This is a genomic window from Pseudomonas danubii (assembly GCF_042980055.1).
GTDB lineage: Bacteria > Pseudomonadota > Gammaproteobacteria > Pseudomonadales > Pseudomonadaceae > Aquipseudomonas > Aquipseudomonas danubii.
Genome location: NZ_CP116502.1, coordinates 6,036,833 through 6,050,486, shown reverse-complemented (window position 1 = coordinate 6,050,486; position 13,654 = coordinate 6,036,833). Strand labels below are relative to the sequence as shown.

The 13,654-nt window shown below is 61.8% G+C and carries 11 protein-coding genes; 5 read left to right on the top strand and 6 right to left on the bottom strand.

Annotated features, from left to right (window positions below; translation table 11 throughout):
* The first annotated feature begins 39 nt into the window (after positions 1-39).
* From PFZ56_RS27065 to PFZ56_RS27055, 3 genes are all read left to right on the top strand, one after another.
* Entirely contained in the window at positions 40-777 is a 738-nt protein-coding gene (locus PFZ56_RS27065) for a fimbria/pilus periplasmic chaperone (RefSeq protein WP_170001875.1), read from the top strand.
* Between the two features lie 233 nt (positions 778-1,010).
* Complete coding sequence (locus PFZ56_RS27060; RefSeq protein WP_262379375.1) at positions 1,011-3,503, top strand: fimbria/pilus outer membrane usher protein; 2,493 nt, start codon at positions 1,011-1,013, stop codon at positions 3,501-3,503.
* Between the two features lie 7 nt (positions 3,504-3,510).
* Entirely contained in the window at positions 3,511-4,470 is a 960-nt protein-coding gene (locus PFZ56_RS27055) for a fimbrial protein (protein ID WP_170001871.1), read from the top strand.
* An 86-nt stretch (positions 4,471-4,556) separates the two neighbouring features.
* Here the strand turns inward: PFZ56_RS27055 and PFZ56_RS27050 are convergent, their stop codons facing one another.
* Complete coding sequence (locus tag PFZ56_RS27050) at positions 4,557-4,709, bottom strand: DUF3309 family protein (RefSeq protein WP_007945780.1); 153 nt, start codon at positions 4,707-4,709, stop codon at positions 4,557-4,559.
* A 307-nt stretch (positions 4,710-5,016) separates the two neighbouring features.
* Here PFZ56_RS27050 and PFZ56_RS27045 point away from each other — a divergent pair, with 307 nt between their 5' ends.
* Complete coding sequence (locus PFZ56_RS27045; protein WP_016964116.1) at positions 5,017-5,832, top strand: SDR family oxidoreductase; 816 nt, start codon at positions 5,017-5,019, stop codon at positions 5,830-5,832.
* A gap of 64 nt (positions 5,833-5,896) precedes the next feature.
* A complete protein-coding gene (locus PFZ56_RS27040) occupies positions 5,897-6,229 on the top strand; it encodes a YnfA family protein (protein WP_016964115.1) in 333 nt (110 codons plus the stop codon).
* A 35-nt stretch (positions 6,230-6,264) separates the two neighbouring features.
* Here PFZ56_RS27040 and PFZ56_RS27035 read toward each other — a convergent pair whose 3' ends face one another.
* The 5 genes from PFZ56_RS27035 to mnmC all read right to left on the bottom strand — a co-directional run bounded on the left by PFZ56_RS27035 (position 6,265) and on the right by mnmC (position 13,588).
* A complete protein-coding gene (locus tag PFZ56_RS27035) occupies positions 6,265-6,492 on the bottom strand; it encodes a YheU family protein (protein WP_025127101.1) in 228 nt (75 codons plus the stop codon).
* Positions 6,493-6,577: 85 nt separating this feature from the next.
* The gene (locus PFZ56_RS27030) at positions 6,578-7,762 is read right to left on the bottom strand and encodes an osmoprotectant NAGGN system M42 family peptidase (RefSeq protein WP_102880490.1); all 1,185 of its coding nucleotides are present in this window, start codon (positions 7,760-7,762) and stop codon (positions 6,578-6,580) included.
* Positions 7,763-7,887: 125 nt separating this feature from the next.
* Positions 7,888-9,633 carry an N-acetylglutaminylglutamine synthetase gene (gene ngg, locus PFZ56_RS27025; protein WP_110594624.1) on the bottom strand — a complete coding sequence of 582 codons (1,746 nt, stop codon included), beginning with the start codon at positions 9,631-9,633 and terminating at the stop codon, positions 7,888-7,890.
* A gap of 3 nt (positions 9,634-9,636) precedes the next feature.
* A complete protein-coding gene (locus PFZ56_RS27020) occupies positions 9,637-11,409 on the bottom strand; it encodes an N-acetylglutaminylglutamine amidotransferase (protein WP_170001867.1) in 1,773 nt (590 codons plus the stop codon).
* Positions 11,410-11,611: 202 nt separating this feature from the next.
* A complete protein-coding gene (mnmC, locus tag PFZ56_RS27015; protein WP_170001865.1) occupies positions 11,612-13,588 on the bottom strand; it encodes a bifunctional tRNA (5-methylaminomethyl-2-thiouridine)(34)-methyltransferase MnmD/FAD-dependent 5-carboxymethylaminomethyl-2-thiouridine(34) oxidoreductase MnmC in 1,977 nt (658 codons plus the stop codon).
* Positions 13,589-13,654: the final 66 nt, after the last annotated feature.

Below are 13,654 nucleotides of genomic sequence, written 5' to 3'. Positions count from 1 at the left end.
CCCGAGCTTCAAGGCTTAATCCTGTGAGCGATAGAGCCCATGTTTTGTTGTTTCGTTTCACGTCTGATTACCGGTATCGCCATTTTGTTGTGCTCTCTATTCGTCCAGGCCAGCGTGGTGGTTGATGCCACGCGAATTGTTTATCCAGCCAAGGAGCGTGAGGTTTCTCTCAGGCTGAGCAATAAGGGGCAACAAGCAGCTTTGGTGCAGACCTGGATCGACGATGGCCGCGTCGATGCCAAACCGGATGAGGTCGATACACCTTTCATAGTAATGCCGCCGATGGTACGGATTGATCCCGATAAGGGGCAGTCGCTGCGGATTGCCTTCGTACCGTCAACTAATTTGCCCAAGGATCGTGAGTCGGTGTTCTGGCTCAATGTGTTGGATGTGCCACCACTGGCGAGTGCGCAGGTCGGCAATCACATGCAACTGGCGTTTCGTACGCGTCTGAAGCTGTTTTTCCGTCCTGCGAATCTTCCGGGAAGCGCCACTGAAAGCGCGGAGAAACTGCGCTGGAATTTATCCAGATCTGGTAAGAACACTGTCTTGCAGGTGCACAATGATGGAGCCTTTCATGTGTCTTTTAACTCGGTTGAGTTAAAGCTTAAAAATGGTCGTGTTCTAACAGTGAAAAGTCATATGGTTGCGCCAAAATCTTCTGCTGATTTTGTTTTTGAACAATCACCAAACACCTCGGATTTCGACGTGGGTGTGATGTACGAATGGATCAACGATTTTGGAGCAAATATGCGCGTTGAGGCCAAGCTGCAATAATAAAGTACTCCAGAAAAGTTCTTGGTTTTATCCCTTGCTTAATTTTCGTGCTGAGGCATTTGCCTCGGTATTTTCGTCATTGACCTATCGTACTGGCTGTTCGGGCAGGTTAGATGAGTGCTTTGTCAAAAGTTTTTTTGTTAGTTGTGATTTGCGTACTTGCTTGCTCTAGAAAGTGTTTGGTTGTGCGTGATGGTTTTATTCTGGGAAGCATGATGCTGATCGGATCATGGATGGTCATTGACATCAGCGCGGCTGACGAGCCTATTCGTTTCAATCCGGCATTTTTTGGCAACAGCCGTGGAGAAACGCTTGACCTGTCCATCTATGAACAAGGCAATCCGCTGACGCCTGGTACCTATCGCCTTGACCTGTATCTCAACCAGAACCGCGTTGGGACTGAAGAAATCCTCCTCAGGACCTCGGCCGATGGCTCTAAGGTCGAGCCTTGTCTGCCACCGGCTTTGCTGGAGCAGCTTGGCGTTGATTTCACCCGACTGCCCGAGGATCAGGCCGCCCTGGCTCGGGCGGCCGAGTGCCTGGGGCCCGATGAAATCGTGCCTCAGGGGCGTCTGGAAGTGGACATGGCCGACTTGCGTGCCGATCTTTCCATTCCTCAGTTGTACCTGAGCCGGACCAAGCGCGGTTATGTGTCTCCCAAAGAGTGGGATGCGGGGGTCAATGCAGGCTTTCTCGGCTATAGCAACAACCTGTCCGAGAACCGTAGCAACGGACAACGCAGTCGTCAGTTCTATAGCGGCCTGAACACGGGGCTGAACCTCGGCCAGTGGCGCCTGCGACACAATGGCTCCTATCGCTACGATGGCCAGGCAAGTTCCGGTCGGAGCAGTCAGTACAACGCCTTGAGTAGCTATGTGCAGCGCGATATCACTGCGGCCCAGGCCCAGTTGACCCTGGGGGAGTTCTATACCCCCGGCAATCTGTTCGACAGTTTTTCCTTTACCGGCATACAACTGAGCAGCGATGAGCGCATGTTGCCTGATTCGATGCGCGGGTTTGCGCCTGTGGTGCGTGGCGTCGCCGATACCACCGCCAAGGTCAGCGTGCGCCAGGGGCAGAATCTGTTGTATGAAACCACGGTGTCTCCCGGGCCATTTGCCATTGACGATCTGAACAGCGCCGGTTACGCCGGTGACCTCAATGTCACCATCACCGAGGCAGATGGGCGGACCAGAAGTTTTGTGGTGCCTTATGCCTCGATGGCCCAGCTGCTGCGTCCCGGCAGCTCGCGCTTCAGCTTGAGCGCCGGACGCTACCGCGATGACAGCCTTGATAGGCTGCCCGGTTTTGTCCAGGGAACCTATCAGCACGGCTTGTCCAACCTGTGGACCGCTTATGGCGGCAGTCTCCTGGCTCAGGACTATCAAGCCTGGCAGGGAGGGGCGGCCTTGAGCACTGCTTTGGGAGCGGTGGCGATGGACCTGACCCATTCCCAGGCTTCAGGCTTGAGCGATGCGCCTGCAGGTGGCCGCGCGCAACTGAGCGGCCGCAGCCTGCGCTTGTCCTACAACAAATTGATTGAAACCACCTCCACTAACTTCAGCGTGGCGGCCTACCGTTTTTCCAGTGAGGGCTATCTGAACTTCGACGATTACGCTCGCTTGCAGGACAGCCCGTCGCAAAACCTGTCGTTCAAGCAACGCAGTCGGCTGCAGTTGAGCCTGAGCCAGCCGATAGGCGAACGCCTGGGGCAACTGAACTTTTCCGGTTTGGCGCAAAACTACTGGAATCGCGATCAGGGACGGGATCTGAGCTATCAGGTGGGTTACTCCAACAGCTTCAACTGGGGGAGCTTCAGTTTCAGCGCCAGTCGCACCCGCAGCGGTGGCGGCAACATGGACAATCAGTATCTGCTGAGTATCAGCTTGCCCCTGGGGCGCAGCCGGTATTCACCCTATCTGAACTCGTCCATCAGTTACGACGGCAGGGGCAACCACGGCGTCAATACCTCCTTGAGTGGCAATCTCGGCGACAGCGGCCAGGTCGGTTACAGCCTCTACGGTTCACGTGACCGTTATGAGGGGCAGGGCACCAGCAACTATGGCGCAAACCTGCGTTATGACGCGGCCCATGCCAATTACAGCCTGGGCGCCAGCCGCGGAGAGAACTATCAGCAAGCCAACTTTGCCATGCAAGGCACTCTGGTCGCGCACCCGGGAGGTATTAACGCAACTTCGGGTCAGGGCGAAACCATGGCCGTGCTCGAAGCCGCCGGGGCCAAGGGGGCTCAGGTGCTCAGTAACGCGACTACTCGAATCGCTGATAACGGCTATGCGGTGGTGACGGGGTTGACGCCTTATCGACGCAACGACATGGCCCTGGACCCCAAAGGCACGTCCCGGGATGTCGAGCTGGAGATGACCTCGCAGCAGGTCGCTCCGCGCGCGGGCGCTGTGGTCATGTTGCGTTATCCGACCGTGGTGGGGCGGGCGATGCTGCTCAAACTGGTGCGCGACGATGGCGAGATGATCCCCCTGGGGGCGCAAGTCCTGGGGCCTGCGGGTGAAGTGTTGACTCAGGTCGGGCAGGGCGGCCGAGCCTTTGTCCGCGGGCTGGAAGGTCAGGGCCAGTTGTTGATTCAGTGGGGAGCAGGGCAGAGCTGCCTCGCGTCGTATCGCATGCCCAGCGATCCCTCCCAGAACGACGAGTACTACCAGCAATTGGAGTTGCCCTGCCATACGGGCAGCCGAATCTCAAACAGGTAGGTAATGGATGAACATCAACGTCCTGCTAAACAACCGATGGTCCTTGGTCGCGTGGTTTCTGTTGACGGCTCTGCACGGCAATCAGGTGTGGGCCAACACATGCACCGGAAATCCACTGTCGACACACTTCACCAGTGCCGACTTCGCCATGCTCAAGCCTCCTCGTGACATTCCGGTGGGCAGCACTATTCTGGTGAAGGAAATAAACCAGGGCATAACAACCATGACCTGTAGTGGCAATGGGCTTTGGTTTGACTATGGCTTTGTCGGGGGGGCGACCAAGACCGCCTACGAGCATGTCTATGAGACCGGAGTACCGGGTATTGGCATGCGGATTCTCTGGTACCACGAGGGTGATGTGTACATGGAGTGGCCCAGGTTTGAGCGTCGACTAAACCCCGGTACCTATTCACCACCGCACAAGTTCAAGTTGGAACTGGTAAAGACTGGCCCCATCAGCTCGGGGAAGTTCCTCGATCACAAGATCAGGAATTATTACCACAACCAATTGAGCAATGAGATTTTATTCAATGGCGTGACGTACAACGCTCAACGCAGTGGCTGTGCGGTCGCCCGCCCGGTGCAAACGGTCACTTTGCCTACCGTCCCGCTGAGTAAACTCTTGTCCATTCAAGGCCCGGTAGGCCAGACGACGTTCTCGATCGATCTCAAGTGTGACAAAGGCGTGAAGGTGGCCTATCGCATGGACGCCATCAGCATCGGGAGCATTCTGAGGAATAGCGAGGGGCCAGGCATGGCCAGGGGCGTGGGGGTGGTCCTTGCCCAAGGCGATGCGAGCAGCAAGCTCATACAAAAGCTCGCGACCCGGACAGAGTTCAAGACCACGCCAACCAGTGTTGATGATGAAGCCCTGAGCATCCCGTTCACCGCCTTTTATGTAAATTACGTTACGCCGACTGCTGGTTATGTAGCAATCAACGCCACGGTCACCTTCATGTATGAATAGATAGGCGCTTTCTATTTGCATGTGAACTGTGCAAGCGCCCTCTCAGGCAGGGCGCTGTTTGGCACACGATTTAACTCTTGGCTGATTCAAATCCTGCCCAGCAGCAGTAACACCAAGAGCACCACCAGCACGACACCGATGATTCCCGAAGGGCCATAACCCCAACTTCTGGAGTGGGGGAATACCGGCAGGCCGCCAATCAGCAGCAAAATCAGAATAACGATCAGAATGGTGCCCATGGTGGTTTCCTTAAATTGAAGAGTGTTGAACAACGCGGTTGTTCAAAGACAACTTGGCTTCATGAATAAAGCCAGGCGCTTAATAAATCCGACTCTGCGCCTATCGAGAAAATTCCAAACTTTTTAATGCAATGCGCTACTTGGGTTATTTCCTTTACGTCTGTCACGGGTTGCGCTGCGCTGGCGCGCCAGCGTTCACCCGGCCAGCGGTTTGCCCGGGGCATTCAGCACCCTGATGGTGCGTGGGTGGCGCAGGGGCCTTCGCTACACTGCGGCCCATCTTCCCCGGAACAACAAGGCAACTCTTATGCAAAATCGCATGATGATCACTGGCGCCGGCTCCGGCCTGGGTCGCGAAATCGCTTTGCGCTGGGCCCGCGATGGCTGGCGGCTGGCCTTGTCCGATGTCAGCGAGGCGGGCCTGCAGGAAACCCTGAAGCTGGTACGCGCCGCCGGTGGCGACGGTTTCGTGCAGCGTTGCGATGTGCGTGATTACAGCCAGTTGACCGCCTTCGCCCAGGCTTGCGAAGTGAAGTTCGGCGGCATCGACATCATCGTCAACAACGCTGGCGTGGCGTCCGGCGGGTTCTTCAGCGAGCTGTCCCTGGAGGATTGGGACTGGCAGATCGCGATCAACCTGATGGGCGTGGTCAAGGGCTGCAAGGCCTTTCTGCCGCTGCTGGAACAGAGCAAGGGCAAGATCATCAACATCGCCTCCATGGCCGCCTTGATGCAGGGCCCGGCCATGAGCAACTACAACGTGGCCAAGGCCGGAGTGGTGGCGCTGTCCGAGAGCCTGCTGGTCGAGCTGGCGCAGCAGGAAATCGGCGTGCACGTGGTCTGCCCGTCATTCTTTCAGACCAACCTGCTGGACTCCTTCCGTGGTCCGACCCCGGCGATGAAGGCCCAGGTGGGCAAATTGCTGGAAAGCTCGCCGATTACCGCCGCCCAGATTGCTGATTACATCCACACCCAGGTCAACGCCGGCCAGTTCATGATCCTGCCCCACGAGCAGGGGCGCATGGCCTGGGCCCTGAAGCAGAAAAACCCTCAGGCGCTGTACGACGAAATGACCCTGATGGCGGACAAGATGCGCGCCAAGGCCAAACAAGGGGCCCACTGAGCTTGCTCCACCGCCATGGCCTCGTTAGGGTTGCCGGCACCTGGCAATCCTGACGAGACCTTGCATGCTCAATTACCTGTGGTTCTTCCTCGCCGCGCTGTTTGAAATCGCCGGCTGCTATGCCTTCTGGATGTGGCTGCGCCAGGGCAAGAGCGCCTTGTGGGTGATTCCCGCCCTGATCAGCCTGACCCTGTTCGCCCTGTTGCTGACCAAAGTCGAAGCCACTTATGCCGGGCGCGCCTACGCCGCCTACGGTGGCATCTATATTGTTGCGTCCATTGGCTGGCTGGCGGTGGTGGAGCGGGTGCGGCCCCTGGGCTCGGACTGGCTGGGGCTGGCACTGTGTGTGATCGGGGCCAGTGTGATTCTGTTCGGCCCGCGCTTTTCCAACGGTTGAGCATCCCGGCCCAAAGGTTTGGGCCGGTCCAGGCATCAGTCGAACAGCTCTTTGGGCACGTCGTGCTTGAGCATCAACTGGCACTGTTCGCTGTCCGGATCGAAAACGATCACCGCCTGGCCCTTGCTCAGGGCCTGACGAACCCGCAGCACGCGGGTTTCCAGAGGCGTCTCATCGCCGTTGTCGGTGCCCTCGCGGGTGACGAAGTCTTCGATCAGACGGGTCAGGGTGTCGACTTCAAGTTGGTCGTGGGGAATCAGCATGGGGGCCTCCGAAAAACAATCCCGGATGCTACTGCGCCCGGGGGCGTGCCGCCAGTTGTAGCGCGCACAAACCCCGGGTCGCGGTTCAGGACTTGTTGCCCACCAAGCTGTCCACCGAGGGCACCCGAGTGTCGCTCTCCATCTGTGTGTCGTGTTCCAGCTGATGACTGAAGCGGTCCAGGGAGCCCTGGGCCGGCTGTGCATCGCTGGCGAACACCGGCGGGCTGAGGATATAGGCGCTGAGCAAGCGGCTGAGTGCCGCCAGACTGTCGATATGGGTGCGCTCGTAGCCGTGGGTGGCGTCGCAACCAAAGGCCAGCAAGGCGGTGCGGATGTCATGGCCGGCGGTGACTGCCGAGTGGGCGTCGCTGAAGTAGTAGCGGAACAGGTCGCGGCGCACCGGCAGTTCGTGCTCGGCGGCCAGACGCAGTAGGTGCCGGGACAGGTGATAGTCGTAAGGGCCGCCGGAGTCCTGCATGGCCACGCTCACCGCATGCTCGCTGGAGTGCTGGCCCGGTGCGACCGGAGCAATGTCGATGCCGACGAATTCACTGACATCCCAGGGCAGGGCCGCCGCCGCACCGCTGCCGGTTTCCTCGGTGATGGTGAACAGCGGGTGGCAGTCGATCATCAAGCTTTCACCGCTGTCGACAATGGCCTTGAGCGCCGCCAGCAAGGCGGCGACGCCGGCCTTGTCATCCAGGTGCCGGGCGCTGATGTGGCCGCTTTCGGTGAACTCCGGCAACGGGTCGAAGGCGACAAAGTCGCCCACGCCTATGCCTAAGGATTCGCAGTCGGCGCGGGTGGTGCAGTAGGCGTCCAGGCGCAGTTCGATGTGGTCCCAACTGATGGGCAACTCGTCCACCGCGGTGTTGAAGGCGTGGCCGGAGGCCATCAGCGGCAGCACGCTGCCGCGCAGCACGCCGTTGTCGGTGAACAGGCTGACCCGGCTGCCTTCGGCAAAGCGGCTGGACCAGCAGCCCACCGGGGCCAGGGTCAGGCGGCCGTTGTCCTTCACTGCACGGACGCTGGCGCCGATGGTGTCCAGGTGCGCCGAGACGGCCCGGTCGGGGCTGTTCTTCTGGCCCTTGAGGGTGGCGCGGATGGTGCCGCGCCGGGTCAGTTCGAAGGGGATGCCCAGTTCTTCCAGGCGTTCGGCGACGTAGCGCACGATGGTGTCGGTAAAGCCGGTGGGGCTGGGAATAGCGAGCATTTCCAGGAGGACTTTCTGCAGGTAGGCGAGGTCCGGTTGGGGAATCGGGCGGGTCATGGAAACTCCTGATGAAAAAAGGCCATCGATGGTTTCGATGAGGGCATGGATGGAGAGCCTGGGGGCGCCTTCGCTGGCGAGCCAGCTCCTACCAATGGGGCAGGAGTCGGCTGGCCGGCGAAGGATCAAGGCGCCGGTTGGCTGTGGGGAAACAGCAGATCGATAAAACGCTCGGCGGTGGGCTGCGGTTCGTGGTTGGCCAACCCGGCGCGTTCGTTGGCTTCGATGAACACGTAGTCCGGCTGGTCTGCTGCCGGCACCAACAGGTCCAGGCCGACCACCGGAATGTCCAGGGCCCGGGCCGCGCGGATGGCGGCGTCGGCCAGGGTCGGATGGAGAAGGCCGGTGACGTCTTCCAGGGTGCCGCCGGTGTGCAGGTTGGCGGTACGCCGGACGAACAGCCGCTCGCCGGCCGGCAGCACACTGTTGTAGTCGTAACCGGCGGCATGCAGGGTGCGTTGGGTTTCCGCGTCCAGGGGGATCTTGCTTTCGCCGCCGGTGGCCGCCTGGCGTCGGCGGCTGCGGGCCTCGATCAAGGCGCCAATGGAATGCCGACCGTCGCCGATGATCTCGGCGGGACGGCGGATGGCCGCGGCCACCACTTCAAAGCCGATCACCAGGATGCGCAGGTCCAGCCCTTCGTGGAAGCTTTCCAGCAACACTCGGCTGTCAAAGCGGCGGGCCTGGTCGATGGCGCACTGCACCTCTTCAATCGTGCTCAGGTCCACGGCCACGCCTTGTCCCTGTTCTCCGTCCAACGGCTTGACCACCACCCGCTGGTGCTCGTCGAGAAACTCCAGGTTGTCGTCGGCGTTGCCTGCCAATTGCTGGGCGGGCAGGTTCAGGCCGGCACCCTTGAGCACCTTGTGAGTCAGGCTCTTGTCCTGGCACAGGCTCATGCTGATGGCGCTGGTCAGGTCGCTCAGGGATTCCCGGCAACGCACCCGGCGGCCGCCGTGGCTCAGGGTGAACAGCCCGGCGTCGGCGTCGTCCACTTGCACATCGATGCCGCGGCGATGGGCCTCCTCGACGATGATCCGCGCATAAGGATTGAAGTCCGCCTGGGGGCCGGGGCCGAGGAACAGCGGCTGGTTGATGCCGTTCTTGCGCTTGATGGCGAAGGTCGACAGGGTGCGAAAGCCCAGCTTGGCGTAGAGGTTCTTGGCCTGGCGATTGTCGTGCAGCACCGACAGGTCGAGGTAGCTCAGGCCGCGGCTCATGAAGTGTTCGATCAGGTGCCGCACCAGCACTTCGCCCACACCCGGACGGCTGCAATCGGGGTCCACCGCCAGGCACCAGAGGCTGCTGCCGTGTTCCGGGTCCTGGTAGGCCTTGTGGTGGTTCAGGCCCATGACGCTACCGATCACCGCGCCGCTGTCTTCGTCCTCGGCCAGCCAGTACACCGGACCGCCCTGATGGCGCGGAGTCAGCAGCTTCGGATCAATGGGCAGCATCGCCCGGGCCTGATACAGCTGATTGATGGCCTGCCAGTCCGATTCGCTCTGGGCCCGACGGATACGGAAGCCGCGAAACACCCGGGTGGCCTGGCGATAGTCGCTGAACCACAGACGCAGGGTGTCGGAAGGGTCAAGGAACAGTTGCGCCGGTTCCAGCCCGAGCACCTGTTGCGGCGCCGCCACATACAGAGCGATGTCGCGCTCGCCGGGACGCTCGTTGAGCAACTCCTCGGCGAGGCGGGTGGGGTTGGGAAAGGTATGGCCGATCAGCAGTCGGCCCCAGCCGCAATGCACGGCGATGGGTTCATTGCCGGGTTCGCTGCCGTCTTCGGCAAAGCGCGCTTGCAGACGTTCATAGGACGGCGCCTGGCCGCGCAGCAGGCGTTGGCTGTAAGCCGTGGCGTGAGCTTTCATCGATCAGATTCCTTGTTCGCTGAGCCACAGGTTCAAGGCCGCCAGTTGCCACAGCTTGGAGCCGCGCAGGGGCGTCAGTTGGCCCTGGGGATCGGTCAGCAGGCGATCAAGCATGGCCGGGTTGAACAGGCCGCGATCCTGGCTCGGGTCCAGCAGCAGTTCACGCACCCAGTTCAGGGTGTCGCCCTGCAGATGCTTGAGGCCCGGCACCGGGAAGTAGCCTTTCTTGCGGTCGATCACCTCGCTGGGGATCACCCGCCGCGCCGCTTCCTTGAGCACCTGCTTGCCGCCGTCCGGCAGCTTGAAACGCGCCGGCACCCGGGCCGACAGCTCCACCAGGCGGTAGTCGAGGAACGGCGTCCGTGCCTCCAGGCCCCAGGCCATGGTCATGTTGTCCACCCGTTTGACCGGGTCATCCACCAGCATCACTGTGCTGTCCAGGCGCAGGGCCTTATCCACAGGCGCATCGGCGCCAGGCTGGGCGAAATGCTCACGGACGAATTCACCGGCGGCGTCGTGTGCGGTCAGCCATTGCGGCTGCACGGTGGCCGCGTAGTCGTCGTAGCTGCGGTCGAAGAAGGCCGCGCGGTAGGCGGCATAAGGGTCGCTGGCGCCGTCCACTTGTGGGTACCAGTGGTAGCCGGCGAACAGTTCGTCGGCGCCTTGGCCGCTTTGCACCACCTTGCAGTGCTTGGCCACTTCTCGGGACAACAAATAGAAGGCGATGCAATCGTGGCTGACCATCGGCTCGCTCATGGCGCGGAACGCCGCCGGCAACTGTTCGATGATCTCGCGCTCGTCGATGCGCAACTGGTGATGCCGGGTGCCGTAGTGGCGGGCAATCAGGTCCGAGTACTGGAACTCGTCGCCGCGTTCGCCGCCAGCATCCTCGAAGCCGATGGAGAAGGTCGACAGGTCGTCGACCCCGACTTCCCGCAGCAGGCCTACCAGCAGGCTGGAATCGACACCGCCGGACAGCAGCACGCCGACATCCACCGCCGCCCGTTGCCGGATGGCCACCGCCTCGCGGGTGCTCTCGAGCACTCGGTCAGTCCAGTCTTCCAGCGTCAGCTGGGCTTCGTCGGCACGGGGGCCGTAGGGCAGGGACCACCAGGTCTGCTGTTCGCTGCGGCCGTCGGCCTCGATGCGCATCCAGGTGGCCGGTGGCAGTTTTTCGATGCCCGCCAGCAAGGTGCGCGGCGCCGGGACCACAGCGTGGAAGTTCAGGTAGTGGTTGAGCGCCACCGGGTCGAGGATCGGCTTGATATCGCCGCCCTTGAGCAAGGCCGGCAGGGCCGAGGCGAAGCGCAGCCGCTGGCCGCTGCGCGACAGGTACAAAGGCTTGACCCCGAGGCGGTCGCGGGCGATGAACAGGCGCTGGGTATCGCGCTCCCAGATAGCGAAGGCGAACATGCCGTTGAGCTTGGGCAGCAGGTCGGCGCCCCAGGCGTGGTAGCCCTTGAGCAGCACTTCGGTGTCACCGCCGGAATGGAAGGCGTAGCCCTGGGCTTCCAGTTCGGCGCGCAATTCGGGGAAGTTGTAGATCGCGCCGTTGAAGGCCAGGGACAGCCCCAGCTGGTTGTCGATCATGGGCTGCGCCGAGCCGTCCGACAGGTCCATGATTTTCAGCCGCCGATGGCCGAGGGCGATCGGGCCCTGGCTGTGAAAGCCCCAGGCGTCGGGGCCACGAGGGGCCAGGTGATGAGTGATTCGTTCAACCGCTGCCAGGTCGGCAGGTTGATGATCAAAGCGTAATTCGCCAGCTAATCCGCACATAAGTCCTTACCGGTTTTTCCGTTGGGGAGAGTCAATCCGCAGTCGCCAAAAGGGCGGCTACCTGGAAACTGACCTGTGCATAACTCGGGAGTTTTAGATCGATCGGTTATAAGTCGACGGGTGGTAATGGGGGCGGGAGGTGATTTTGAGCGCTGTCCAATGGCCATTGGCGGCCTTCAGGAATGAAGACCGCCGCAGAGGATCAGGCCTTGCCGCGAATCAGGCGACGCAGGGCGAAGCGGTTTGGATGACAGGCCTCGGCCACGCTCCTGGGCAGTGGCAGCGGTTCGTTTTCCAGCCAGGCGGCCAGCAGTTCGCCGGACAGCGGCGCGGTGATCAGCCCGCGAGAACCATGACCGCTGTTGATGTACAGGCCGTCGAGCCAGGGGCAGGGCAGGTCCGGCACCTGACGTGCGTCCTTGCCCAAGGCGGCGTAGGTCTCGGTAAAGGCTGCCGGGTCCGCCAGAGGACCGACGATGGGCAGGTAGTCCGGGCTGGTACAGCGGAAGGCTGCGCGGCCTTGCAGGCGGTCCAGGGGCAACTGTTCGGCGTTCAGGCGTTGCAGCAGGTCGCTGGAAATTTCCCGCAGCATCGCAAGGTTACCGGCATGTTCGGCAGTGGTCGGCGTCAGGTCCTGGCTCTTGAAGTCGAAGCTGGCGCCCAGGGTGTGCTCGCCCAGTCGCGGCGGAGCGACGTAACCCTCGGCGCAGACCACGGTGGCCAGGCTCTGGCTTTGCGCGGTCTGTGGCAGGCGGGTGATCTGCCCGCGAATACGTTTGAGGGGCAATTCGGCGCTGGCCGGGAAGCGTTTGATTTCGGCGGCACCGGCAAGGATCACCACCGCTGCGCTGGCCAGCATCCGTTCGCCGTCCCAGGCTTGCCATTGCTGGTCGACCCGGCGTAACTCCAGCACGTCCTGATGAGTCAGGACTCGGATCTGCGGATGCTTGGCCTGCCACTGGCACAGGGCGGGCGGATGCACCCAGCCACCTTCGGGATAGAACAGGCCGCCGTGGTCCAGGCCGATGCCGGCCAGGGCCTGGGCCTCTGGCTGATCCAGCAGCCGCAGCAGGTCGGTGGGGAAGGCCGCGGCCAACTGCGCCTGGCGTTCGGCCTCCTTGGGATTGAACGCCAGTTGCAGCACCCCGCAGGCGTCCCAGTCCTGGCCGCGTTGCAGGTGTTCCAGTTGGCGTCGGGTGTAGCCGAAGCCACTGAGGATCATCTGCGACAGTGCCGTGCCATGGGCTGAAAGCTTGAGGTAAAGCACCCCTTGCGGATTGCCCGATGCTTCCTGGGCCAGCTGTTCATGGCGCTCCAGTAGTTGCACCTGCCAGCCGCGGGCAGCGAGGCTGGCGGCGCTGGCGCAACCGGCCAGCCCGCCGCCGATCACCAGCGCGGTTTTGGCCTGGACCGGCGGGCGGGCGAACCAAGGCTTGGCTCGGGCTGGCGGCGGCGTGTCTTCCGGCCAGCCGAGGAAGTCGCCGCGCAGCACTTCCCATTTGCGACCGATGCCCGGAGTGCGCTTCATCTTGAAGCCCGCCGCGTTCAATAGGCGACGTACCCAGCCGGTGCTGGTGAAGGTGCTGAGGGTGGAGCCCGGCGCCGCCAGGCGCGCCAGTTCGGCGAACAGTTCCGGGGTCCACATGTCGGGGTTCTTTGCCGGGGCGAAGCCGTCGAGAAACCAGGCGTCGATCTGCGCGTCCAGTTGCGGCAACTGCTCCAGGGCGTCGCCGATCAGCAGGGTCAGGGTGACCCGGCCATCGTCCAGCACGATGCGCTGGAAGCCAGCGTGCACGGCGACGTAGTGCTTGAGCAGCTGCTGGCTCAGGTCCGCCAGTTCCGGCCACAGGGCCAGGGCCCGTTGCAGGTCGGCCGGACTCAGGGGGTACTTTTCCACGCTGACGAAATGCAGCCGGGCAGTGGCCGGCGCCTGCTCCTGGAACAACTGCCAGGCGCAGAGAAAATTCAGCCCGGTGCCGAAGCCGGTTTCACCGATGACAAATTTTTCGCCTGCCTCGAGCGCGGCAAAGCGCTCCCGCAGACGGTTCTGTTCGATGAACACATGGCGGGTTTCATCCAGGCCCGAGTCGCTGGAGAAGTACACATCATCGAAGACCCGCGAGCGCGGGCGTCCTTGGTCGTCCCAGTCGAGCTGGGCGTGGGGCAGTTCAGGTGTCATGTTCGGCTCGTTTGGCGCAAGGCGGCCATTCTAGCCGATCACCGACCCGGTGCCTGATCCACGGCA

What these genes read in the sequence shown, in the direction of transcription:
- PFZ56_RS27030 (WP_102880490.1), bottom strand. Translation starts at nt 7,762, where the DNA reads ATGACCCGCCCGATTCCCCAACCGGACCTCGCCTACCTGCAGAAAGTC.
- mnmC (WP_170001865.1), bottom strand. Translation starts at nt 13,588, where the DNA reads ATGACACCTGAACTGCCCCACGCCCAGCTCGACTGGGACGACCAAGGA.
- PFZ56_RS27055 (WP_170001871.1), top strand. Translation starts at nt 3,511, where the DNA reads ATGAACATCAACGTCCTGCTAAACAACCGATGGTCCTTGGTCGCGTGG.
- PFZ56_RS27020 (WP_170001867.1), bottom strand. Translation starts at nt 11,409, where the DNA reads ATGTGCGGATTAGCTGGCGAATTACGCTTTGATCATCAACCTGCCGAC.
- PFZ56_RS27035 (WP_025127101.1), bottom strand. Translation starts at nt 6,492, where the DNA reads ATGCTGATTCCCCACGACCAACTTGAAGTCGACACCCTGACCCGTCTG.
- PFZ56_RS27050 (WP_007945780.1), bottom strand. Translation starts at nt 4,709, where the DNA reads ATGGGCACCATTCTGATCGTTATTCTGATTTTGCTGCTGATTGGCGGC.
- PFZ56_RS27060 (WP_262379375.1), top strand. Translation starts at nt 1,011, where the DNA reads ATGGTCATTGACATCAGCGCGGCTGACGAGCCTATTCGTTTCAATCCG.
- PFZ56_RS27045 (WP_016964116.1), top strand. Translation starts at nt 5,017, where the DNA reads ATGCAAAATCGCATGATGATCACTGGCGCCGGCTCCGGCCTGGGTCGC.
- PFZ56_RS27040 (WP_016964115.1), top strand. Translation starts at nt 5,897, where the DNA reads ATGCTCAATTACCTGTGGTTCTTCCTCGCCGCGCTGTTTGAAATCGCC.
- ngg (WP_110594624.1), bottom strand. Translation starts at nt 9,633, where the DNA reads ATGAAAGCTCACGCCACGGCTTACAGCCAACGCCTGCTGCGCGGCCAG.
- PFZ56_RS27065 (WP_170001875.1), top strand. Translation starts at nt 40, where the DNA reads ATGTTTTGTTGTTTCGTTTCACGTCTGATTACCGGTATCGCCATTTTG.